We start from the raw sequence: 22,726 nt of genomic DNA, 5'->3' as shown, positions 1-22,726 counted from the left end.
CATTTAATATAGAAATAGAGAGGGATGGTTTTATGGATTGGCTTGATGCAATGAACAAGGCAATAGAATATTTGGAGGCTAACATTACTGAAAAACTTGATATTGAGAAGGTGGCGAAAATTGCCTTATCATCTACGTTTCACTTCCAGCGTATGTACCATATGATAACCGGTGTTACAATAGCTGAATATATACGCAGAAGAAAGCTTACACTTGCTGCACAGGATATTATATCCGGTGAAAAGATCATTAATGTGGCTTATAAGTATGGCTATGAAACGCCCGAAGCATTCACAAAAGCCTTTGGGAAAATGCATGGAATGAGCCCTTCGGCTGCGCGCAAGCCGGGAGCAAATCTCAAGGCATATCCGAAACTCTCCTTTCACATTTCAATAAAAGGAGATAAAAATATGAATTATAAGATTATTGATAAAGGAAGCTTTACAGTAGTAGGTAAGCAAAGAAGGATAAGTATGGTAGACGGAGAAAATTTCAAACAGGTACCTGAATTTTGGAACGATTGTATGAAGGATGGTTCATATGAGTGGATTTGCTCAAAAGCAGGCGAACTTGGTGTCCTAGGTGTATCTAAGGATTTCGATAAATATAAAGATGGATTTATTTATATGATAGGAGTTGAAAAAATCAAGGATACTCTTCCGAAAGGATATGTTTCGACAAATATACCAGCAACGACCTGGGCGATATTTGAATCAGTCGGAGCACTGCCTGAAGCTACACATGATCTTATTCGAAGGATATTTACAGAGTGGATGCCTGCTACAGGATATCAGCATGATTGCGCACCAGAGATTGAGGTTTATCCTAAAGGTGATATGTATTCTCCAGATTACAAATGTGAGATTTGGATTCCTGTCAAGAAGTAAAAGGGATGAGTGGGATTCGGATTGACTTATCTGACGTAAAATAAATTTCGCCGTTAGAGGTGATACACAGAACCGTATCACCTCTAACGGCGAAAACTTCTGCAAGAAATTTGAACAAGAATTTCTTGCAGGAGTTTTGTATTTTATGGTAAATAGTTGATATTAAATAATCTTAGCTTTGTAGGAGCTTTATAGATAGTCTTACGTTTTCTGGGAAACTGATGAGGAGTGAAGGGGTGTTTTGTAAATTGCAAGATAAAACAAAGTTGACAATTGATGCATATAACAAAAACTTTTCTGGTTACACTGATAAATTTATGAATTATAGTCCTTATGCTATGCATGTTATCGAATTTGCGGGTTTATTAGAAGATGATTTTAAAGTATTGGATATTGGATGTGGACCTGGAAACGTGGCTAAACAATTATGTGCAGTAAAGAGGTTAAAGATTACTGGAATCGATCTCTCTTCTGAAATGTTGGAAATAGCTAGAGTCAATGTTCCAGATGGAATTTTTCATCTTCAAGATTCTCGCAAAGCAAGTTTTTCGTCAGAATATTTTGATGCGGTAGTACTTTCCTTTAGTATTGTTCACTTGGATGATGACGAGGCAAATGAGGTATTAGCTAATGCCGTAAAATGGTTGCGGAGTGGTGGTTATCTTTATTTAAGCTTTATGGAAGGGAAGCAGCCTGGTTTTGAGACGACCAGTTTTTCTTCACAGCCTCTATATTTTAATTATTTTCAAGAAACTAAAATCGAAGAATTTCTTAAAGAGAATGGAATCGATCGTTTTCGTAGTATACGGCAAGATTATTCAGAGCTGGATGGGAGTAACACTACAGATGTTTTCCTTTTTGGAAAAAAACGATAGGGGTAGATTCTGTTGCGAGAGCTAATAAATGTCAAAGTACATGATTATTATAGACTTTAGTTGTGCAGTGAGAACTTTAAAAATTCTTTCTGAATTGTATTATCTTGAGCTGCATCCTCAAATTATAGCTGCCTTTGGATTAAATGCAGGCAGATGGGGCTCTCAATGTGGATTGGTTGAGGGAGCGTTACTATTTTTTGGAGTATATGGAAGCCAGAACAGTGTTAATAAAGAAAAAATCACGGATTTATGCCATAAGTTTTGTAGTGAATTTCAGGCATGTTTTGGCAGTTTATTGTGTAAAGAATTAAGACCGCAGGGCTTGACTTTGATAATCTTCCTCATCTTTGTGAAAGTATAACTAAAAAAGCAGTCACATTTTCGGCAGACTTTACTTATGAAAATATTAAAAGCGAGACAAGATAATATACTTGTTGAAAGAAACGAATGGAAAGGGCGAAATTATAAGATGAAGATAAGAACTGCACAGGTCGGAGATGAACAGAGTATTGCAGGCGTTATTATCGATACATGGAAAGTTGCTTATCGGGGAATTGTACCTGATAGTTTTCTGGATTCGTTAACAACAGAAAAACATGAAGAATTGTTTAGAAAAAATATTGCAAATAAAACAGAAACAATATTTGTGCTGGAGAATCATAAAAATCAGATAGTCGGTGTGGTTTCTGGAGGGCAAGACCGTTCGGGAATTTATGGTTGTGAGCTGGTAGTGATATACATATTGCCTGATTATCAAAAAATGGGTTATGGAAAACGGCTGTTTCAAGAATTAATCGAGGAACATAAAAGAAATCAGTACAAATCAATGATAATCTGGACGTTTAGAGATAATAGAGATAGAAAATTTTACGAAATTCTAGGTGGTTTAGCTCGCGAAGAGAAAAAACATTCTTTTGATGGTAAAGACATTGTTCTTGTGGGATATACTTGGCAAGATATTAATGAAATTAAATTCTCCTGATAAAGTTTTAAAGAGGTGTTTTACATTGAAAGATAATAATATAACGGGCATATTTCCTGTTATAACAACAAGTCGGTTCCTATGGCACTAGGATTTGCATCGCTTATTTCTATTGTGTTTATTGAACGCATAAGCGAGCGAGCTGGGAAATATCTCTTTATTCCTTTACTGCTGACTGGTGTAGGAAGTGTTATTTACTGGTACATGACTGAAGTTTAATCCAATGAATAATAAAAATTGCAAATTGGAAACGGATTAGAACCCGTGAATTACTGTTAATTTCTATCTGTAAAGAGGAGAGTATGATTTAGCAATCATGGATTATAACTATTCAATCTAACATTCTGAAATTATATGCGACATAAAGAGGTGATTACGTGAGCGTCTTATTTAAAATAACCGTAAATGAGTTCTTTAAACACATTCTTGATTATTTCCTCGTTTAGCTGTACATGGACAGTGGTAGTGCCTTGCTAAAGTGTGCGAAGTTAACAATATATAACCACCATCTCCGCGTCTTGCCCGGGTTGTGAAGCATGGGCTACTCGATCTGCATCTGGTGTTGAGAATATTGTAATATAACAATGAAAACTAATTGGTATTATTTAGAAGGTAAATGAGCTTAAAGGCAAAGATTACGATCTCTATTTTGGGTGGTCGGATGACAAAATATATTGTTCGAAAATTAGTTTGGAAAATCTATAGTAGATCCATGGGCATTGAAATAGGAAATTTAAAAACCTTAAAAGAGTTTGATTTAAATAATGCCATCGTAAAAAACAAACTTATCGAAAGATATGGTGACAATATTCCCTTAAATGAGATTGTAATCTCTCCCGGTGACATGTTTGAATCGGATTTACTTGAAACAGTATATTCAAAAGAGTGGTAATGTTTGAGACACAAAAGGGGGAGGATGGATTATTATGATACATATTCAAAACAATTCGGATACAGTAATCATTGTAGTTCATGAAATATATGGGATTAATGACCATATTATAGGAGTTTGCAATAGATTTGCAGAAGAAGAATATGATGTGCTGTGTCCCAATTTACTAACCAATCGGCAGGCACCATTTAACTACAATGAAGAACCAATGGCTTATCATTACTTTATCCAAAATGTAGGATTTATTTTGGCACAACAACAAGTTGAGGAGTTAGTATTACGTATTCGGGAGCAGTATCGCTATTGCTTTATAGTAGGCTATAGTATCGGAGCTACCATAGCCTGGTTATGTAGCCAAAGCAAAGGTGTATGTGGAATAGTAGGCTTCTATGGTTCCCGTATAAGGGATTATAAGGCAATAAAACCTAAATGTCCGGTATTACTTTTCTTTCCCAAAACGGAAGAGAATTTTGATGTTGATTTGTTAATGCAAGATGTAGTCGTTAATAAAAATGTTCGTGTAGTCAAGGCTAATGCGCTACATGGTTTTGCAGATCCTTGGTCTAGGAGATACTGTAAAGAAGCAGGCGAAAAATTGTTTGCGAAGACAATTGATTTCATAGATGGTCAGAGGGAAAATTAGAAATTATTTCTTGTAGGATACACTTGGCAATAAATTTTGTGTTTGGCAAAGTTGATTATAAGAAAGAGCTAAAAGAGTCTATACTTAGCATCAGCCGAAGCTTGGTCTATAACGACCTTTTCAGCAATGATGTGATGATCGATAGAAGCGGAAATCCGAATAATTGCTGAAATGGCAAGCAGCATGAACTTTACCGCAGTGATACTAGTCACGTTTTTAAGAGAGGAGTTATGATACAAATGTATTTTAGTGAGAAGTTCGATGAAGAGAACAGAACACCTTTAGTATATCTGATAGGTTATTTTGGCATATTTTTTATATTATGGACTCTATCTGCTTTTAAAGTTTTGCCATTCCTAAAAATACGATATCCAGAGTTTTATTTATTTGACGTATTTAAGCTGCTAATATGGACTTTGCCAGTTTTCGCTTATTTAAAATATGAAAACGCAGATGCACTAACCTATCTAAAATTGAGAACGGTTACAAAGACTGGTGCGAAGTGGGCGATTCTCATTAGCTTGGTTTTTATTGCCTACCAATTTATTGGGAAAATGGTAATATCAGAGCCAATCAAGTTTAATATATTTTTTGATGCTAATAAATGGATTAAAGGTGTTTTATTGGTCGGATTTACAGAAGAAATATTATTCAGAGGCTTTCTTCTGCAAAAAATATTGATTTATACAAAATTTGGATCTGCCAATTTAATTACCTCGTTGTTGTTTTTGTTAATTCATTTCCCTGGATGGATGGCTTTAAATGCATTGCCAGAGGGGGCATTTCTAAAGATAGCATTGTTTGCCTTTGTCTTTATTTTTAGTATTGTGCAAGGATACGTGTTAAAGAAAACGGAGTCTCTGTGGGTCTGTATAGCAATTCATAGCATCAATAATTTCATGTCTTATTCGTTAGGGGCCTGATTTTCAATATTGAGAAGAGTGCCAGAATTATGATATAAGTATAATTTTTTGATGTATGATGATAAACCTTGCCAATATAGCAGATTTACAATAAAATATATCACAATAAGCAAAGGAAAAATGATGTGTAATTTAATAGGAGGATGTACATAGTGAAGGTATCTTCGAAAAAGTATTGTCTATTACTGGTTCTTATTTTGATGACAGGTCTACTTTCTGGTTGCACAGATAGTGCAAGCAAAGATATTAAAATCGGTATGGTATATGAGTTAACAGGAAACACTGCATCTTATGGTACTTCGGCCGCTGATGGTGCAAAATTAGCCTTTAAAGAAATAAATGCTAACGGTGGAGTTTTGGGAAAACAAATTAAAATAGTTACAGCTGATAATAAAGGTGAGCCTTCTGAATCTGCTAATGCTATGACGAAAGTTATTACCCAGGACAAAGTAATCGCTGTGACTGGTTTTACTGTTAGTTCCTGTGGGATTGCTGGTTCAGCTGTTGCTGAAGACAATAAGATTCCCCTTGTAGCTGCAGCTACCGTCAACCCAAGAGTAACAGTTGACGAAAGAACCGGCAAGGTAAAGGATTACACATTTCGTGCCTGCTTTATTGACTCTTTTCAAGGTACAGTAAGTGCCAATTTCGCTTTAAACAGCCTCAAAAAATCAAATAGCGCTATTATGATTGATAATTCTAGCGACTATAGCAAGGGTTTAGCGCAGATCTTTAAAGACGTATTTATTAAAGGAGGGGGCCGAGTCGTTGCTGAAGAGGCATACCTCCAAAAAGATCAGGATTTTAAATCTATTTTGACTAAAATCAAGGCCCAAAATCCAGAAATAATATATCTTCCTGGTTATTATGATGATGTAGGTAAGATTATCAAGCAGGCTCGTGAACTAGGTATTACAGTACCTATTCTTGGTGGTGATGCTTGGGATTCACCTAGACTGGTTGAACTCGGCGGCCCACAAGCATTGAATAATACATATTTTACTAATTTTTATTCAGTACAAGATACCAATCCCGCATCTCAAGCCTTTGTTGAAGCATACAAGAAAGAGTATGGTCAAATGCCCGATTCTATGGCTGCCATGGGATATGACGCTGTTTATTTGCTGGTTGATGCAATCAAGCGGGCTAATAGTGTAGAGTCTGCTAAAATACGTGAGGCACTGGTTGCAACGAAAGATTTTAAAAGTGTAAGCGGAAGTATGAATCTGAGTTCTACTCATGATGCCATTAGAGGTGTAGTCATTATCGAAATGAAAGATGGCAAGCAAGTTTATAAAGAAACTATAATGCCATAGACACATGTAGTGTGAAAAAAATCTTCTTCCAAATTTATGTATAGATTTGGAAGAAGATTTTTGTGTTATATTAGGATGAGTACTATTTTTTGCTTGGGGTCATAGGATCGTCCAATGTGTGGATAAACAAGGCTACAAAGTATTGGGGCTGGATTAAGGTACGGAGAAAGTTATTAATAGTAATAATAAAAAAAATAAAAAATTAAAAAAACTATAGATAAATGAAGGGATTATATACATTGTAACGAACGTTGTAATTTTGTGAAAGTATTTATAGACTGTGATATTAATCAATTTAATTATTCCTTTTTTATGATACAATCGTCAAAAATAGATAAAAACATTAATTGAGAGATAAGGTTGATGTGCATACTTAACTTATATCTTGTATTTTGTATTCTGTATTCTGTATTCAAAAGTAGTAAATGCGCTGAGGAGTGGGGGAGAAAAACAAGCGGATATGATTTTGGAACGAATGGAATAAAGAAATAGATGACTATAATAGTCGGTGCTTTAAGCGTTTTAGTATAAAAAAGTCTGCCAAAAGAAAGTATGATGTCGGGTGTGAGTGGCAGACTACTATTGTAAGTAAGTCAAAAAAAGTAATTCTTTATCGAAGGAGGAGAGATAATATGTTGCAGGATTTTGGAAATATTGGTTTGTTACTGCTCGTTGCTTTAGTTTTTCCCCTATTAGCGTTAGGGACTGCATTTTTTATTCGTCCTCGTCCTCGCCAGCATGGCATAGAGAAATCTTTGCCCTATGAGTGTGGTGTAGATACGGTTGGCGAGACTTGGGTGCAATTTAGGGCAAGTTATTTTTTGTATGCTTTAGTATTTGTCGCTTTTGATATTGAAACTGTTTTTCTATATCTTTGGGCGATTAAGTTTCAGCAGTTAGGGAAGTTTGCCTTTATTGAAATGTTTATTTTCCTTAGCATTTTATTGGTAGGGCTAGGCTATGCCTGGAAGAAAGGAGCATTGGAATGGAAGTAACTAAACTAGAGTCACAAGAAGAGCAAGACAATGATTTGTTGCAGAAAAATATAATTTTAACAAGTTTGGATACCGTATTAAAATGGGCGCGAAGCAATTCACTGTGGCCATTGTCCTCGGGGCTTGCTTGTTGTGCAATAGAAATGATGTCGGCTGCCGCTGCGCGGTTTGATTTGTCAAGGTTTGGGTATGAGGTTTTCCGTGCTTCACCAAGACAAGCTGATTTGCTCATTGTGGCGGGTACCGTGACTTGGGCGATGGCTGGTCCATTAAAGCGTTTGTATGAGCAGATGCCTGAACCCAAATATGTCATCGCCATGGGCAGTTGTGCAAATTCTGGAGGCCCCTTTGCCGATTCATATTCGGTTGTTCCCGGAGTGGACAAGATTTTACCAGTCGATGTGTATATTCCCGGTTGCCCGCCCCGGCCGGAGGCTTTGATTCACGGAATGTTGGAATTAAAGCGCAAGATTAAGAATCCCGAGATTGCGAGGAGAAAGTCATGAGCAGCCGAGACATAAATAATTCATTGGCTGAGCTACAAGCTCGATATGTAGAGGACGTAAAAATTATTGGCGAGGAAGCGCAGACAGCTTTACTTGTAGAGCCACATCGTTTGCTAGATATACTCGAGTTTCTTAAAACGAACGAGTTGTATCAATGTAACATGCTGCGTAATCTGACGGCAGTCGATTATTTGGAATATATAGAAGTTGTTTATCATTTATATTCCTTGCCGCTGCGGCAGGCGATTACAGTAAAGACCCGTTGTGATATGGAAGATTCTCAAATTCCATCAGCCACCGTTATTTGGCCTTCTGCAAATTTTCAGGAGCGGGAAATTTATGATTTGCTAGGCGTAAGATTTACCGGGCATCCTGATTTGCGGCGTATTTTACTGCGGGATGAGTTTGATGGACATCCATTGCGCAAAACGTACAATACTGGTAATGCAGGGGAAGGAGGTAAGAGTTCATGTTAAAGACAGAAACCTTTACTTTGAATATGGGACCGCAGCATCCTAGTACGCATGGTGTATTACAAGTCGTACTGGAATTGGATGGCGAAACAGTAGTGCAAGCGATTCCGAATATGGGTTATCTGCATCGTGGTATTGAAAAGCTGGCGGAAAGTCGAACTTATGCCCAATTTATCCCCTATACGGATCGTTTGGACTATGTTTCATCCATGGGAAATAACTTAGGATATTGTCAGACGGTAGAAAAGATGATGGGCATTACGGTACCCGAACGTGCGGAATACTTGCGAATCATAATGACTGAATTAAATCGAATTGCCAGTCATCTGATTTTTATGGGGTCGCTGGCAATTGACCTTGGCGCTTCTACCGGAATGATGTTTGGTTTTCGCAGTCGTGAGCGGATTTTGGATTTGTTTGATATGGCCTGCGGTGCTAGGCAGACCTATACCTATATACGATTTGGCGGTGTCTCAGCTGATATACCGTCAGAATTTATCCCAGCACTACAGCAATTTTTGGCAGATTTTCCTGCTATGCTTGATGAATATCACCGTTTATTGACAGGCAATGAAATTCTGTATCACCGTTTAAAAAATACTGGCGTGATTAGTGGTCAAAGAGCATTAGAAATTGGTTTGACTGGACCTGCCTTGCGGGCCTCAGGCGTTGACTATGATATTCGAAAAGTGGAGCCATATGGTATTTATGACCGTTTTGATTTTAGTGTGCCACTAGGCCAAGTTGGTGATTGCTGGGACCGCTATATCGTCCGAATGGAAGAAATGAAGCAGAGCGCCAGTATTGTTACGCAGGCGCTGGAGCAAATGCCTGAGGGTACGGTTATGGCTACTATTCCTAAAGTGTTGAAGCCACCGGCTGGTGAGGTGTATCACTCTATTGAAAACCCGCGCGGCGAGCTTGGGTATTATATCGTTAGCGATGGCGGAACTACCCCCTATCGCCTTCATGTGCGTCGCCCTTCCTTTATTAATCTGCAGGTACTGAATGAAACCTGCCAAGGCTTGCTTATCGGTGATGTTGTAGCTGTACTGGCGACATTAGATTCATTGATGGGGGAAGTGGATTGCTAAAACTTTGTTAAGAGGAGTCATAACGCATGCAAGAGATAACAGGATTGTTTAAAATTGCAGAAATACTAAGAGATATTTTAGGACGCTTTCTACCTAACCCACAGTTAGTAGATATCTGCATGAGTTTAATAAATATTGGGGCTATTTTCACGATTATTTCCTTGACGGCAGTTGTATTGGTTTACACGGAACGAAAGGTAAGTGCCTTCATGCAGAGACGGTCAGGTCCTAACCGCGTCGGTCCAGGGGGTACGCTGCAGTCGGTAGCGGATATGATTAAGCTAATGGCAAAAGAGGATATTATGCCAGCTGGCGCTGACAAATGGATGTGGGTTTTGGCGCCGATGCTCTTGTTTATCCCCGCAGCTCTAGTTTTTGTAGTGTTTCCCTTTGATAATAAGGCTATTTTTGCGGATTTAAATATTGGTATTTTTTATTTTATAGCGATGTCCTCCCAGTCGGTTTTACCGTTTTTGATGGCAGGGTGGGCCTCTAATAACAAGTATTCTTTGGTAGGCGGTATGAGGACGGTCGCCCAAATGCTTAGTTATGAGGTTCCAATGGTGCTTTCGATTCTAGGAGTCGTGATGCTGGCGGGCTCGATGCGGATGAGCTCGATAGTAGCCGCGCAACAGAATACTTGGTTTATCCTTTTACAACCTATTGCCTTTGTGGTTTATGTTATTACGGCAACAGCAGAAATTAATCGAGCGCCATTTGACTTAGTCGAAGGTGAGTCAGAGATTGTTGCTGGGCCATTTACCGAATATACTGGCATGCGATGGGCTCTGTTCTTTTTGGCGGAATATGCAAATCTATTGGCGGTTTCAGCGATTGCAACCACATTGTTTTTGGGTGGTTGGAGTGGACCATGGCTTCCGGGCTGGGTATGGTTTTTTCTTAAAGTCGGCGGAATGATTTTCCTATTTATGTGGTTTCGCTGGACGTTTCCCAGGCTGCGCATTGATCAACTTATGTCTTTCGGATGGAAAGTGTTACTACCATTGGCGCTACTTAACATCATTGTTACCGGTATTGGCATGTATATTTACGAGTTTTTTAGTTAGGAGGGGAAGCTATGGTTGGTAAAGGATTATTAGAAGGCATGCGCGTAACCTTAAAAGCTTTTTTTAACAAAAAGGAAACGCTGCAGTATCCCGAAATAAAGCTAACCATGCCCGATCGTTTTCGTGGCGGTGAGCTGGAGTTAGACAATAAAAAATGCATCGCGTGCGGACTGTGCGCAAGGGCATGCCCTAATCATGTTATTGAGATGACTACAGGCATTGATGAGCAGAAAAAACGGCACTTAAAGTCATATCTATATCATTCAGGATTGTGCCTGTATTGTAACTTTTGTATTGAAGCATGTCCGACAAACGCTATTTGCTGGGACAAAAATTATGAGAATTCACGGTATTTTAAAGATGAATTGGATGTTGATTGTTTAGCGATTGCAAAGCAAAAGTCAGGGTTGACAACAGTAGACGTAGCCCAAACGGACAAGTCCAATGCTGAGCAAGAGGATACCCTTACGAGGAGGGAGCAGGAATGAATGAGCTGATCTACACTGTCGCGTTTTATATATTTGCAGCGATTACAGTAGCAGCTGCCTTTGGAGTTGTGACAAAAAGCAATCTTGTACACAGTGCATTACTGCTGGCTTTATGTTTTATCGGCGTAAGCGGTTTGTATGTGCTCTTGCAGGCGGACTTTTTGGCAGCAGTCCAAATTCTGATCTACAATGGGGCAATTGCTATTGTTTTTGTTCTTGGGACGATGCTTACTAGGCGTAGTCAGAGGCATGGGACGAATGATACGGAAGTAAATATTCCGTCCCGCGTAGTTACACTGGTAAGCGGCTTGTTTGTCGTTGTTACCTTGGGAGTCATAGCTACCACACCCTGGCATTATTCCAGCAGTGTGATTGTTGAAGATACCCCGTCGCTCCTTGCTCAGTTAATACTGACCGATTATATGGTGGTAATGGAAGCAGCGGCAGTGCTCTTGCTGGCAGCTATGATTGGTGCAATTGTTTTGGCAAAGGGAGTGGAAGAATGATTGGATTGGTTCATTTTTTAACAGTAGCAGCGATCGTATTTGCGATTGGTTTGTATGGGGTATTGAGCAAGAGAACGATCGTCGGTATTTTAATGAGCATTGAGCTGATGCTGAATGCGGTTAATATAAATTTAATTGCCTTTTCACGCTTTATAACACCGGAGGTTTTAACCGGACAAATATTTGCCATATTTACGATTACAGTAGCGGCTGCTGAAGTAGCAGTTGGAATGGCAATGATCTTTCGAGTATATTATGATCGGAACACGGTGCATGCTGCGAGACTTGATGAGATGCGCTGGTAAAATTGCATTAGAGAGTAGGTGAAGAATTTGTTTAACCAATATGCATTGTCTCATGCTGTGCTTATTCCGTTGTTACCGGCAATAAGCTTTATAATAGTGGGATTCTTTCTGCGCCGTCTCCCTGTATTGGCGGCGACGGTGTCTGTTTGCATGAGCTTAATCAGCTTTGCCTTGTCCTTAGGGGTAGGGTATGGTGTGATAACTCATAATATCACGGTGGATAATCCGTTGATTCAAAGAATACCTTGGTTTTCTATATCGGGACTCACTGTTGATATGGGGGTATATATTGATCCTATATCGGCTATGATGCTGTTCATAGTTACATTGGTAGCCCTGATGGTGCAAATCTATTCTATTGGATATATGCGTGGTGATGCCGGATTTGGACGTTTTTTTGCGTACTTGTCATTATTTGCATCTGCTATGTTAGGATTAGTGATTGCGGTTAACTTTGTACAGTTGTTTGTTTTTTGGGAATTAGTTGGGTTATGTTCTTATCTTTTAATTGGCTACTATTTCCACAAAGTTTCTGCGCGGGAAGCTGCTAAAAAAGCCTTCATTACTACGCGCATTGGTGATTTCGGGTTGCTGGTCGGAATCTTGTTTTTGCAGATTTTATTTGGTACGTTGGATTTTCAGCAGATAGCATCGAATGTGCCTCCATATGTTGCAGAGCATGGCACAAATTTGCTGACGATAGTAGCACTCCTCTTATTCCTTGGTCCTATTGGAAAATCTGGACAATTTCCGCTGCATGTGTGGCTGCCTGATGCGATGGAGGGTCCGACACCGGTATCAGCCCTCATTCATGCCGCTACTATGGTAGTAGCTGGGGTGTATTTGGTAGCTAGAGCTTTTTTCTTATTCAGTGTTTTGCCAAATGCAATGGAGGTAATAGCCTGGATCGGGGCGTTTACAGCTTGCTTTGCTGCTAGTATCGCCTTTACCCAGCGGGACATTAAACGCATTTTAGCGTATTCTACTGTCAGCCAGTTAGGTTATATGATGTTAGCGCTTGGGGTAGGCAGTGTTACGGCCTCCATGTTTCATCTTATGACACATGCCTTTTTCAAAGCATTGATGTTCTTAGCAGCCGGCGCGGTATTGCACGGTTTGCCAAATAAAAATGACATTTTTGAGATGGGCGGCTTGCGTCATAAAATGCCAGTTACTTTTGCCGCTATGACGATTGGGGTACTCGCTATATCTGGTATTCCGCCATTTGCTGGATTCTTTTCAAAGGATGAAATTCTATTGGCGGTTTCCCAGGTTAGTATGCCGTTATACACCATTGCCGTAGTGACTTCCTTTATGACAGCGTTTTATATGGCAAGATTGCTGATTGTCGTCTTTTGTGGATCGGAAAAACCAGACAACCATCCCCATGAGGCATCAATGTCCATGCGAATACCATTGGTAGTGCTTGGCGTTCTTGCTGTTGTTGGCGGGTATATACCTTATGCTAACCACTTTGGTGAATGGGTTCGTTTCGGTTCGGCCTCACACGAAGGTTTACATTGGGGTATCGCAGCAACGTCGACGGTATTGTCTATACTAGCGATTTCCTTGGCTTGGTTTATATACGGTTCGGGCAAGGTTTCACCTCATAAACTGTCCAGACGTTTCAGCACTTTATATAAGCTGAGTTTCCACAAATATTATATTGATGAGTTTTACCTGTGGCTCAATCACACCTTTGTTGATGGCTTAGGCAAGATTTTGTATTGGTTGGAGCTTCATTTTGTTGAAGGTATTGTAAATGGAATAGCTGGTTTACCCGTTGGGCTTGGCGATTTAGTGCGCAAAGGCCAGACTGGTAAGCTGCAGCGATACGGCTTAATCATGTTTGGAGCGATGCTAATCGTTGTAGTATGGTTAGTAATGCTTAGCCCACTATTTAAGGGTGTTTTATCGGGAGGTGATTACTAAAATGGTTGATTTTCCATTATTAACGGCAATTTTACTAACGCCTATCTGGGGGATACTGGTATTGTCCTTTATGCCGCGTGAAGCTGACAAAACGATAAAAATGATATCAGCTGTAACGATGGCAATCGCTCTCGGCTTAACTTTGTATGCTTACTGGGCCTATGATGTTAGCTTGGGCGGGCTGCAATATATAGAGAATGTCCCTTGGATTACCGAGCTTGGAGTATCGTACGCTTTAGGTGTGGATGGAATTTCCTTGCCGCTGCTGCTATTAACTATGCTGGTTGGTTTTTCCACTATCTTTGTTTCTTGGAATGTGGAGAATCGCTCTAAAGAATTCTTTATTCAATTGCTGCTCTTGGTAGTCGGTGCAATCGGAACGTTTGTATCCCAGGATTTGTTCATATTCTTATTGTTTTACGAACTAGGGATCATACCAAGTTACATTATGGTAGTTGTTTGGGGTTCTTCGGAAAGAGTGAGTAAAGAATATGCGGCGATGAAGCTGACAATTTACTTGTTATTAGGTTCAGCCTTCATGCTTGCCGGGGTTATCGCGTTATATGTGAATGCGTTTCCGGCAGGGATGCGAACATTCAGTATGCAAGTTCTAGCTCAGGCTCATATGATGGGGAATTTATCAGAAGATGTTCAAGTCTTCACATTTTTCTTATTGCTGCTTGGCTTTGGTTCTACTTTATCAATGTGGCCCTTTTATAGTTGGGCACCGGACGGTTATGCGGCAGCTCCGACAGGAGTATCTATGCTCCATGCTGGAGTGTTAAAGAAAATCGGCGGCTATGGTTTGATTCGAATTGGGTTGCTCATTTTACCGCTAGGGGTTAAATTCTGGGCGCCGTTTATTGCATTTTTTGCGGTGGTTAATGTTTTGTATGCTGCGTTTGTTACCATAGCGCAAAAAGACTTAAAATATATTGTGGGGTATTCGTCAATATCCCATATGGGATATATACTGATTGGCTTTGCAGCTTTAAATGTTATCAGCATTGATGGTGCGATTGCAAATATGTTTGCCCATGGGATAATGAGCGCCTTATTTTTTGCAATGATTGGTCTTGTTTATGACAAAACAAATACTCGGCAGGTTCTAAGTCTTGGTGGGTTAGCACATCAAATGCCACGTGTAGCTACTGGCTTTATGTTAGCTGGTATGAGCTCGTTAGGGCTTCCGGGGTTAGCCGGATTCATCCCCGAGTTTACGACCTTTGTGGGTGCATTTAAAGTTTACCCGCTTCATACTCTTCTGGCCATTTCCGGTATTGTTTTCACTGCGCTTTATATATTGCGCGTGCTGGCAAATGTGCTATTTGGTCCGCGGCGTGAAGAATTTGATACTTGCCGTGATGCTTCTGGAGTTGAATTAGTATCCCTTGTATTACTGGGGACTGTTTTAGTAGTAGTTGGTGTTTTCCCACAATTATTAATGGGTATGGTTAATAGTGGCATGGAGCCGGTAATGGCGTTACTAGTTAAGCTGCATGTTACGCCGACCTTGCTGGGAGGTGTTTTTCAATGAATATTGCGCTGTTGACCAGTGAGATAGCCGTTGTAATTCTTGCTTTGCTCATCATCGTCTTTGATTTATTGATGCCGCGTCAAGAAGCTCGCCGTAGTTTAGGGTATTTTGCAGTTTGTGGTCTATTGGGGATTCTAGTTTATACTTTTAACCAACATGGAGCTTCAGCTACGGTGTATCATGGTTTTTTTGTCGTCGATAAATTTGCTTTGTTTTTCAAGCAGTTGTTCATCGTGGCGACGATCTTAACACTGTTGTTTTCCTTTGATTATATAGAAGGACTGACTCACAATACTGGAGAATTTTATGCATTATTACTCTTAAGTTTAGTGGGTATGATGGTTATGGCGTCCGCAAATGATTTATTAACGGTGTTTGTTGGCTTGGAATTGATGACCATTATTTTTTATATTCTAGTTGGCTTTGATTTAAGAAGTAGTAAGTCAAGTGAAGCTGGCACAAAGTATTTGATTCTTGGTTCGGCAGCAAGCGCAGTTTTACTGTATGGTATGAGCTGGGTATATGGCTTTACCGGTAGCATTGTGCTGAGTGAAATCGCTGCTCATCTTACTGCTAGTCCGGCTATGTTGCTGGGATTAGGACTTATGCTTGCCGGTTTCTGTTTTAAATTGTCTATTGTTCCTTTTCATATGTGGGCTCCCGATGTTTATGAAGGTGCGCCGATTCCTGTTACTGCCATGTTGGCGATGGCATCAAAAGCTGCTGGAGTTGCGGTATTACTGCGGGTTTTCTTAGTAGCATTTGCTGATTTACAAGCCTATTGGTTGACTATTGTCAGTCTATTGGCTGGCCTAAGTATGATTGTAGGTATTATAGTCGCGATATGGCAGACTAATACCAAGCGAATGTTGGCCTATTCCTCCGTAGCGCAAGCTGGTTACATTTTATCGGGTCTCTTGGCTGCTGATGCAGCCGGAGTCAAGGGAATGTTATTTTATGCTGTGCTGTATATGGTGGCCAATGTTGGTGCCTTTGCTGTCACTACTGCCGTTAATAACCAATACGGTTCAGATAAGATTGACGATCTTTCTGGGTTGTCCCAAAAGTCGCCGTTCTTGGCGGTGGTTATGACGGTATCATTGTTGTCTATGGCAGGCCTTCCGCCAATGGCAGGTTTCGTCGGTAAGATGTATATATTTATGGCAATTACAGATAAAGGTTACTTCTGGATTGCTATGTTAGGGCTTGTAATGTCGATGGTTTCGGTGTATTATTACATGCTTGTGGTCAAAGTGATGTACAGTAAGGAAGCAAAGAATGAGCAGGAGTTTACTGCTAGTGTATCACTGCGTATTGTGGCTCTGATTAGTTTGATTGCAACATTGTTTATTGGTATATACCCTGGGCCATTAGCTGAGCTAGCAAATGTTGCTGCTCGGTCGTTGTGGTAAAAGAAAAGGAGTTTGTCCTCCAAAACTTTAAATTAAAGCTTTAGCAGCTATAAATGATACGGAGAACTATATCATTGGTAATGGCAAAAAAGGGCCTTAATCCTTGAAAGATCAGGGATTAAGGCCTTTTTAATTTTGAATTCACATGATGGTAATAAAGGTTGAGCTTTAAAGCTAAACACAAAAAAGTTCCCCTCAAAATATTGGCATAGATAAAAGATTATGTTATACTACGTGAGTAAAATATATATTGGCTGATCAGAAAACTGAAGGCTAAGGAAAAAACGCTTAAGCGTTTCCTTGGCCTTTTTATTTTTCTTTTTACGGAGAAGGTAGATAATCGAAGGGGAAAAGAGCAAATTAGTTGTTATCTATGCATGAAAGATACGTATCAACAATAGTATTTTAAAAAGTCATTGCGAAATCTAATTTAATCGCGGATGTATTATTTACGAAAGGTAGGAGAAATATGAGTAATTATTTAGCAGTAAGCATCAATATCTTAGCAATACTTGGAATCGTGTATATCTTATATTATATGCAACGTAAGCATGTGAGTTTTGGGGTACGAGTCATGGCAGGACTTATATTTGGCGTTCTATTTGGCGGTGTATTGCAGAATACTTTTGGTGGTTCATCAGACGTTATCAAACAATCAAATAGTTGGTTTGATGTAATAGGATCGGGTTATGTACGGTTGCTCAAGATGATTGTTATGCCGTTGATTATCGTTTCGATCACATCGGCTATCACGAACCTGAAGGATATTAAAATCCTTAGTAAAGCCGGAGGGCTAATCATCGGGATACTGTTATTCACCACTGCTATTGCGGGTGCTATTGGAGCAGGGTCTTCCTTAGCATTTCATTTGACGGCGGAGGGGTTGCAGGTAGGTGAAGCTGAGCTGGGGGCTACGAAAAGCGTCGAAGGAAAATTTACCTCATTTAAGACAAAACCTGTGCAGCAGCAGTTGATAGAAATCATTCCGACTAATCCTTTTTATGCTATGACAGGTCAAGGCAGTGCGGATACATTATCGGTAGTTTTCTTCTCAACCTTGATTGGTATTGCTGTGTTGGCCATTAAGAAAGCGAAGCCTCAATCAGCGGAATTTTTTGTGAATGCGATAAAGACAGCGAATGATATCGTGATGCAGCTTGTAGATTTTGTATTGATATTGACGCCCTATGGAGTGTTGGCGTTGATGACTAAATTTGTATCTACAAGTAATTATGCCGATATTTACCAATTAATTCAGTTTGTAATTGCTTCTTATGTAGCACTTATTATTATGTTTATAGTGCATCTGATAATACTCTCTTTAATGGGATTCAATCCCGTTACTTATGTCAAAAAGGTCCTACCTGTGCTGGTTTTTGCCTTTACATCACGGACAAGTGCGGGGACACTTCCGCTGACTATCCAAGCACTGATCAATAAGTTGGGGGTTCCTTCAGGTTATGCAAATTTATCGGCTTCTTTCGGAGTAAGCATTGGGCAGAATGGCTGTGCTGGCATATACCCAGCAATGCTGGCAGTGATGGTTGCTCCTACAGTGGGAATTAATCCTCTTGATCTCGCTTTCCTGGTTAAGCTTGTGATTATTGTTGCTATCGGTTCTTTTGGAATTGCTGGTGTTGGCGGCGGTGCTACCTTTGCAGCTCTGATCGTGCTTTCCACAATGGGTTTGCCAGTGGGGATCGTCGGTTTGCTGATAGCCATTGAACCGTTAATTGATATGGGAAGAACTGCGCTGAACGTAAGTGGAGCCATGGTCGCTGGCGTTGCTACTAGTAAAATAATGAATGAGATTGACACAGCAACTTACAATCAAGAAATACTTGAAGTGAATCCGGAATAAATTTCTATTAAGTATAAATAAGCACTATTTGTCATTTTACTGACAAATAGTGCTTTGGTTTAGTGCGCCCAGCAGTATCAAACACCACTAAATAGCTGTTTGGCAGAGCCTTGGCAATTAGCCTGCTTACAATTCTTCTCCCCGAGTAGCAATCATTTGCTTATACCAATGGAAAGATAATTTTTTCTTTCGTGCTAAATTATTAGTATGATCTACATAAATAAAACCATATTGTTTCTTATAGCCATTCAACCAGCTCAATAAATCAATGACTGACCAAGCATAATAACCTTTCAGATTAATGCCTTCTAAAATACCTTTTTTTACAGCTTTTAAATGTTCTTCAATATACTTAATTCTAGGTATATCGACAATTTCATCTTGAATAATCGGATCCTCATCACCTATACCATTTTCAGTAATATACATTTTAACATCACCGTATGCCACTTTTAACATCCGTAGTCCCTCTAAAAAGCCTTCAGCGGAAATTTCCCAACCCCATTTAGTATATACTTTATCCGCCATTTTTACGGTTTTATACACACCATCAAAAGATGCATTACCAGGTGCACCTGTTGACTGTTCTCGACTTTTAGGCGTGGAGTCTTCCTGCACATCATTCTTCGCGACTCTCTGTGGTTGGTAATAATTCAGTCCAATAAAATCATTTTGTGGTGCAGCGACCTTTAGGATATCTAATTCTTCTGCTGTCCATTCTGGGGTCCACCCCTTCTCTGCCAATTGCTTTACAACATACTCTGGATACGTTCCTAGCAAAATAGGGTCATAATACCAAGCCGTGGAATATTGATTAGCATGATAGGTAGCTTTTTCGTTTTCAGCATTATTGTCGATGCTGAATGCTGGATTAAATACATGCGTAATACCGATTTCACCAAATTGCTTCATTTTCTTATAATCACTGACCGCTCTAGCATGAGCTGTAAAGACATTATGCGTCGCTTGAAAATATTTCTTAGGATCGCTCAATATCCCTGGTGGATGTGCTCCTAACAGATAGCCATGACCACAAAATATTACTGTTTCATTGAAAGTAATCCAGTGCTTTACCCTATCGCCAAATGCTTTGAAACAAACATTGGCATACTTTACAAATGCATCCGTTGTCCGTTTATTCGTCCAGCCCCCATTCGCTTCTAGGGGTTGGGGTAAATCCCAGTGATACAAGGTTACAAAGGGGACAATCCCATAATGTAAACATTCATCAATCAGATTATTATAGAATTCGATACCTTTGGGATTGATTTCACCATCACCGTCGGGAATAATTCTTGCCCATGATACTGAAAAACGATACGATTCCAATCCCATTTCTGCCATGAGTTTTACATCTTCTTTATACCGATGATAGTGATCTACTGCTACATCACCATTCGTTGCCTCAAATGTCTTGCCGGGAATTTTAGAAAACAAGTCCCAATTGGATACTCCTTTACCATCTTCATTCCATGCGCCTTCAACCTGATACGATGCGGAAGCTGCTCCAAACAGAAAATCTTTAGGAAATCTCATATACGTTATTCTCCTTTTTATATTTAGAAGTGTATTTATATTTTTCAATATACTTAAAGGCATTCATTCCTCGGAGCAAAATTTCATTTCACTCTCTTCACCATGCGAACTTTCTTCTTTGCATAATTCATTATATATTCATACGAAAGAGCGGTGCAATTGTGATAAAATAGAACTGCACTAGTACAGTTGAAAGGGTGTTAGTATGAATACGATCTATGTACGAATAGCCATGGATATTGAAAAGAGTATCCAGGTCGGGGACTATCAACTCCATAAAAAACTCCCCTCTGTCAGAGACTTGTCTGAAAAATACAGCTGCTCACAAGGTACTGTTATTAAGGCATATGAAACACTGAAAAATAAGCATCTCATCTATTCTCTACCGCAAAGCGGTTATTATATTGTGGAGAATGTCATTAAAACTGAGAACATTGATACTGCGATCGTAGACTTCTCTACAGGTAATTTATTAATGCGTGATATGCATATACCTGACCTTAACCATTGCTTGAATAGAGCTACGGATATATACCAGGATCTATCCTTATCACATACTGTCTATGGTGTAGAATCATTACGAAAATTATCCGTCAAGTACTTAGCTGATTTTCAAGTATTTACTCCGATGAATAACGTCTTTATTAATTTAGGTATTCAACCAGCACTCAGTATTTTGGCACAAATGCCTTTTCCTAATGGCAAGAATGCGATCTTGATCGAACAGCCAACCTATAAATACTTTATCGACTTTCTGAAATTTTCTGGTGCCCAGGTGCTTGGAATTCGCAGAGACGAGCAAGGAATTGATCTAAATCGATTGGAGGAACTTTTCAAAAAAGAACCTATCAAATTTTTTTATACTGTTCCTCGTAACCACAATCCATTAGGTACAACCTATCCAAAAGCACAACGAAAGGCCATTGCCGAACTAGCCGCTCGATATGATGTATATATTGTGGAGGATGACTATTTCGGAGATATCTCTTTCGATCCCAAATACGATCCCATCTATGCGTATGGTGACCATCATCATCACATCTACTTGAAAAATTTTTCTAAAATACTCCCCTGGATTCGAGTGGGAATTGTAGTTATCCCCACTGATCTTTTAAATATCTTTACAGAACATACACGTTTCTCCTATTATTATTCCTATTTTTCAGCTTCTTTGATATCACAAGCCACGTTAGAAATTTATATTCGCAGTAATATACTAAAAAAACATGTCCAATCAATAAAAAAAGAGCTCTCCGAGAGATTGAAATGTCTAGATAACAATTTTCGTAACTTGGCTACCTATAATATAGAATGTATCGGTGGCAAAACGGGCTATTATTCTTATTTGAAGCTGCCAGATTATATAAATGAGAATCGGTTTATTGAGAATCTAAAAAAGCGTCATATTCTCATCGCTGGCGGAAGTAATTACTCTTTTTACATCGATAACTCTTGGCGTGAAAAAGGAATCCGACTGAGCATTGCGCGTACCAATAAAGCTGCTATTAACAAGGGTTTTGAGATAATCTACGAAGAATTGAAGCGCCGTTAAGACTAAAAGCGCAGGAAGGTTCGGAACCATTTTCAAAAGAACTAAATGAATCGAATAGGGATATGACGAAGCAAAAAAAATGAAATCAGAACTCATTTTTCACTTTACTTTTGCTTGCAATCCCTAAAAAAAGTAATATAATTAGGAATAGGTGGAAATTAAAAAAGTCGCCGTGTCCTGAGAGTGTTGCAAGCACTCCCAGGCACGAGCAGGTGTGGTAGCACCTACACGTAACAGCTAGCTGTCTACGACGACAATTTATTATACCGTGATCTTTCCTTGAAAACAAGGGATGCATTATTCGGAATAGTAATATTGTGAGTTTTGGCAGAGGCTTAGCGTCTGCGCGCAGTCAAGACGAAGCAAAGCGCATGTGTAGGTTGAAAAGACCTCGCATATGCGTTTTTTTAATTTCCCCTGAAACAAACTGTATGCTGGTTTCTTCTATCCTGAACTGCGGATAGAAGAAACCTCCTACAGGATGAAGATGGGGGGATATAAATTGGTAGCAATCCAAGGTAAGACAAGAGTATACAGTTGGGGTAAAAGCACCGTACCAGCGCGTGGCGGGGACTCCTCCTCGCCACAACGAAGGGGAGATCTTCGTTCCATTTACGAAGCAAAAGACGCGATTCCTGGGAAAATGAGGATACTGTAAATGTACAGAACCTACAGAACAACGAAAGACACGATTATGGGTGTGGAAACAGAGAGCACTGACATTACGTTTAAATTGATTACAGATTTGGATGGGAAAGAGTATGTGATAGTCAAGAAGCAAAAAGAAGATGCTATATATCATCTTTCACTGGTTGGAAAAATCACTGAAATAGTTCACGAAATTTCATTCGAAGAATATAGAGACATTACCTATGCACGATTAGATAAGGAATTGTTAGAGCAAGGAATCAAACCCAGGAGACGGCAGAGCATGTGAAAAGCAG

23 protein-coding genes are annotated in these 22,726 nt (G+C 39.5%); 22 read left to right on the top strand and 1 reads right to left on the bottom strand.

The window, feature by feature from the left end; all coding sequences use genetic code 11:
• Positions 1-32: 32 nt before the first annotated feature.
• The 20 genes from LMF89_RS01365 to LMF89_RS01270 all read left to right on the top strand — a co-directional run bounded on the left by LMF89_RS01365 (position 33) and on the right by LMF89_RS01270 (position 18,694).
• A complete protein-coding gene (locus LMF89_RS01365) occupies positions 33-887 on the top strand; it encodes an AraC family transcriptional regulator (RefSeq protein WP_229533535.1) in 855 nt (284 codons plus the stop codon).
• Positions 888-1,123: 236 nt separating this feature from the next.
• Positions 1,124-1,762 (top strand): class I SAM-dependent methyltransferase, encoded by a 639-nt coding sequence (locus LMF89_RS01360; RefSeq protein WP_229533534.1) that lies wholly within the window; start codon positions 1,124-1,126, stop codon positions 1,760-1,762.
• Between the two features lie 28 nt (positions 1,763-1,790).
• Positions 1,791-2,123, top strand: coding sequence for a C-GCAxxG-C-C family protein (locus LMF89_RS01355; RefSeq protein ID WP_229533533.1), 333 nt, complete (start codon positions 1,791-1,793; stop codon positions 2,121-2,123).
• 36 nt (positions 2,124-2,159) lie between these two features.
• A complete protein-coding gene (locus LMF89_RS01350) occupies positions 2,160-2,744 on the top strand; it encodes a GNAT family N-acetyltransferase (protein WP_229533532.1) in 585 nt (194 codons plus the stop codon).
• A gap of 616 nt (positions 2,745-3,360) precedes the next feature.
• The gene (locus tag LMF89_RS01345; protein WP_229533531.1) at positions 3,361-3,636 is read left to right on the top strand and encodes a C40 family peptidase; all 276 of its coding nucleotides are present in this window, start codon (positions 3,361-3,363) and stop codon (positions 3,634-3,636) included.
• A gap of 34 nt (positions 3,637-3,670) precedes the next feature.
• A complete protein-coding gene (locus LMF89_RS01340; protein ID WP_229533530.1) occupies positions 3,671-4,279 on the top strand; it encodes a dienelactone hydrolase family protein in 609 nt (202 codons plus the stop codon).
• A gap of 230 nt (positions 4,280-4,509) precedes the next feature.
• On the top strand, positions 4,510-5,202 hold the full coding sequence (locus LMF89_RS01335) for a CPBP family intramembrane glutamic endopeptidase (protein WP_229533529.1): 693 nt from the start codon (positions 4,510-4,512) through the stop codon (positions 5,200-5,202).
• Positions 5,203-5,402: 200 nt separating this feature from the next.
• Positions 5,403-6,518, top strand: coding sequence for an ABC transporter substrate-binding protein (locus tag LMF89_RS01330; protein WP_229533551.1), 1,116 nt, complete (start codon positions 5,403-5,405; stop codon positions 6,516-6,518).
• A 632-nt stretch (positions 6,519-7,150) separates the two neighbouring features.
• Positions 7,151-7,513 (top strand): NADH-quinone oxidoreductase subunit A, encoded by a 363-nt coding sequence (locus LMF89_RS01325; protein ID WP_229533528.1) that lies wholly within the window; start codon positions 7,151-7,153, stop codon positions 7,511-7,513.
• Positions 7,504-8,019 carry an NADH-quinone oxidoreductase subunit B gene (locus tag LMF89_RS01320; protein WP_229533527.1) on the top strand — a complete coding sequence of 172 codons (516 nt, stop codon included), beginning with the start codon at positions 7,504-7,506 and terminating at the stop codon, positions 8,017-8,019. The genes LMF89_RS01325 and LMF89_RS01320 overlap by 10 nt, the downstream gene beginning before the upstream one ends.
• Complete coding sequence (locus LMF89_RS01315) at positions 8,016-8,495, top strand: NADH-quinone oxidoreductase subunit C (RefSeq protein WP_229533526.1); 480 nt, start codon at positions 8,016-8,018, stop codon at positions 8,493-8,495. Before LMF89_RS01320 ends, LMF89_RS01315 begins: the two co-directional genes overlap by 4 nt.
• The gene (locus LMF89_RS01310) at positions 8,489-9,586 is read left to right on the top strand and encodes an NADH-quinone oxidoreductase subunit D (protein WP_229533525.1); all 1,098 of its coding nucleotides are present in this window, start codon (positions 8,489-8,491) and stop codon (positions 9,584-9,586) included. Before LMF89_RS01315 ends, LMF89_RS01310 begins: the two co-directional genes overlap by 7 nt.
• Before the next feature lie 26 nt (positions 9,587-9,612).
• A complete protein-coding gene (nuoH, locus tag LMF89_RS01305) occupies positions 9,613-10,653 on the top strand; it encodes an NADH-quinone oxidoreductase subunit NuoH (RefSeq protein ID WP_229533524.1) in 1,041 nt (346 codons plus the stop codon).
• Positions 10,654-10,664: 11 nt separating this feature from the next.
• A complete protein-coding gene (locus LMF89_RS01300; RefSeq protein ID WP_229533523.1) occupies positions 10,665-11,141 on the top strand; it encodes a NuoI/complex I 23 kDa subunit family protein in 477 nt (158 codons plus the stop codon).
• Complete coding sequence (locus LMF89_RS01295; protein WP_229533522.1) at positions 11,138-11,647, top strand: NADH-quinone oxidoreductase subunit J family protein; 510 nt, start codon at positions 11,138-11,140, stop codon at positions 11,645-11,647. The genes LMF89_RS01300 and LMF89_RS01295 overlap by 4 nt, the downstream gene beginning before the upstream one ends.
• A complete protein-coding gene (gene nuoK, locus LMF89_RS01290; protein WP_007960082.1) occupies positions 11,644-11,952 on the top strand; it encodes an NADH-quinone oxidoreductase subunit NuoK in 309 nt (102 codons plus the stop codon). Before LMF89_RS01295 ends, nuoK begins: the two co-directional genes overlap by 4 nt.
• 27 nt (positions 11,953-11,979) lie before the next feature.
• Positions 11,980-13,884, top strand: a complete 1,905-nt coding sequence (gene nuoL / locus LMF89_RS01285) for an NADH-quinone oxidoreductase subunit L (RefSeq protein WP_229533521.1) — start codon at positions 11,980-11,982, stop codon at positions 13,882-13,884.
• 1 nt (position 13,885) lies between these two features.
• Entirely contained in the window at positions 13,886-15,421 is a 1,536-nt protein-coding gene (locus LMF89_RS01280) for a complex I subunit 4 family protein (protein WP_229533520.1), read from the top strand.
• Positions 15,418-16,833 carry an NADH-quinone oxidoreductase subunit N gene (locus LMF89_RS01275; protein ID WP_229533519.1) on the top strand — a complete coding sequence of 472 codons (1,416 nt, stop codon included), beginning with the start codon at positions 15,418-15,420 and terminating at the stop codon, positions 16,831-16,833. Before LMF89_RS01280 ends, LMF89_RS01275 begins: the two co-directional genes overlap by 4 nt.
• A 469-nt stretch (positions 16,834-17,302) precedes the next feature.
• Complete coding sequence (locus LMF89_RS01270) at positions 17,303-18,694, top strand: L-cystine transporter (RefSeq protein WP_229533518.1); 1,392 nt, start codon at positions 17,303-17,305, stop codon at positions 18,692-18,694.
• Positions 18,695-18,820: 126 nt separating this feature from the next.
• Here LMF89_RS01270 and LMF89_RS01265 read toward each other — a convergent pair whose 3' ends face one another.
• Positions 18,821-20,230, bottom strand: coding sequence for a glycoside hydrolase family 1 protein (locus LMF89_RS01265; protein WP_229533517.1), 1,410 nt, complete (start codon positions 20,228-20,230; stop codon positions 18,821-18,823).
• Positions 20,231-20,435: 205 nt separating this feature from the next.
• On the opposite strand from LMF89_RS01265, the gene LMF89_RS01260 reads away from it, so the two are divergent.
• Both LMF89_RS01260 and LMF89_RS01255 read left to right on the top strand, forming a co-directional pair.
• Positions 20,436-21,782, top strand: a complete 1,347-nt coding sequence (locus LMF89_RS01260) for an aminotransferase-like domain-containing protein (protein WP_229533516.1) — start codon at positions 20,436-20,438, stop codon at positions 21,780-21,782.
• 658 nt (positions 21,783-22,440) lie between these two features.
• Positions 22,441-22,719 (top strand): hypothetical protein, encoded by a 279-nt coding sequence (locus tag LMF89_RS01255; protein ID WP_229533515.1) that lies wholly within the window; start codon positions 22,441-22,443, stop codon positions 22,717-22,719.
• Positions 22,720-22,726: the final 7 nt, after the last annotated feature.

The sequence above is a fragment of the Pelosinus baikalensis genome, assembly GCF_020819555.1.
GTDB lineage: Bacteria > Bacillota > Negativicutes > DSM-13327 > DSM-13327 > Pelosinus > Pelosinus baikalensis.
Note: the sequence above shows the minus strand (reverse complement) of the source record. Positions and strands in the feature narration are given on the sequence as shown.

What these genes read in the sequence shown, in the direction of transcription:
- LMF89_RS01260 (WP_229533516.1), top strand. Translation starts at nt 20,436, where the DNA reads ATGAATACGATCTATGTACGAATAGCCATGGATATTGAAAAGAGTATC.
- LMF89_RS01280 (WP_229533520.1), top strand. Translation starts at nt 13,886, where the DNA reads ATGGTTGATTTTCCATTATTAACGGCAATTTTACTAACGCCTATCTGG.
- LMF89_RS01255 (WP_229533515.1), top strand. Translation starts at nt 22,441, where the DNA reads ATGTACAGAACCTACAGAACAACGAAAGACACGATTATGGGTGTGGAA.
- LMF89_RS01345 (WP_229533531.1), top strand. Translation starts at nt 3,361, where the DNA reads ATGAGCTTAAAGGCAAAGATTACGATCTCTATTTTGGGTGGTCGGATG.
- LMF89_RS01330 (WP_229533551.1), top strand. Translation starts at nt 5,403, where the DNA reads ATGACAGGTCTACTTTCTGGTTGCACAGATAGTGCAAGCAAAGATATT.
- LMF89_RS01325 (WP_229533528.1), top strand. Translation starts at nt 7,151, where the DNA reads ATGTTGCAGGATTTTGGAAATATTGGTTTGTTACTGCTCGTTGCTTTA.
- LMF89_RS01355 (WP_229533533.1), top strand. Translation starts at nt 1,791, where the DNA reads ATGTCAAAGTACATGATTATTATAGACTTTAGTTGTGCAGTGAGAACT.
- LMF89_RS01340 (WP_229533530.1), top strand. Translation starts at nt 3,671, where the DNA reads ATGATACATATTCAAAACAATTCGGATACAGTAATCATTGTAGTTCAT.
- LMF89_RS01275 (WP_229533519.1), top strand. Translation starts at nt 15,418, where the DNA reads ATGAATATTGCGCTGTTGACCAGTGAGATAGCCGTTGTAATTCTTGCT.
- LMF89_RS01270 (WP_229533518.1), top strand. Translation starts at nt 17,303, where the DNA reads ATGAGTAATTATTTAGCAGTAAGCATCAATATCTTAGCAATACTTGGA.
- LMF89_RS01300 (WP_229533523.1), top strand. Translation starts at nt 10,665, where the DNA reads ATGGTTGGTAAAGGATTATTAGAAGGCATGCGCGTAACCTTAAAAGCT.
- LMF89_RS01350 (WP_229533532.1), top strand. Translation starts at nt 2,160, where the DNA reads ATGAAAATATTAAAAGCGAGACAAGATAATATACTTGTTGAAAGAAAC.
- LMF89_RS01310 (WP_229533525.1), top strand. Translation starts at nt 8,489, where the DNA reads ATGTTAAAGACAGAAACCTTTACTTTGAATATGGGACCGCAGCATCCT.
- LMF89_RS01365 (WP_229533535.1), top strand. Translation starts at nt 33, where the DNA reads ATGGATTGGCTTGATGCAATGAACAAGGCAATAGAATATTTGGAGGCT.
- LMF89_RS01265 (WP_229533517.1), bottom strand. Translation starts at nt 20,230, where the DNA reads ATGAGATTTCCTAAAGATTTTCTGTTTGGAGCAGCTTCCGCATCGTAT.
- nuoH (WP_229533524.1), top strand. Translation starts at nt 9,613, where the DNA reads ATGCAAGAGATAACAGGATTGTTTAAAATTGCAGAAATACTAAGAGAT.
- nuoK (WP_007960082.1), top strand. Translation starts at nt 11,644, where the DNA reads ATGATTGGATTGGTTCATTTTTTAACAGTAGCAGCGATCGTATTTGCG.
- LMF89_RS01315 (WP_229533526.1), top strand. Translation starts at nt 8,016, where the DNA reads ATGAGCAGCCGAGACATAAATAATTCATTGGCTGAGCTACAAGCTCGA.
- LMF89_RS01335 (WP_229533529.1), top strand. Translation starts at nt 4,510, where the DNA reads ATGATACAAATGTATTTTAGTGAGAAGTTCGATGAAGAGAACAGAACA.
- LMF89_RS01320 (WP_229533527.1), top strand. Translation starts at nt 7,504, where the DNA reads ATGGAAGTAACTAAACTAGAGTCACAAGAAGAGCAAGACAATGATTTG.
- LMF89_RS01295 (WP_229533522.1), top strand. Translation starts at nt 11,138, where the DNA reads ATGAATGAGCTGATCTACACTGTCGCGTTTTATATATTTGCAGCGATT.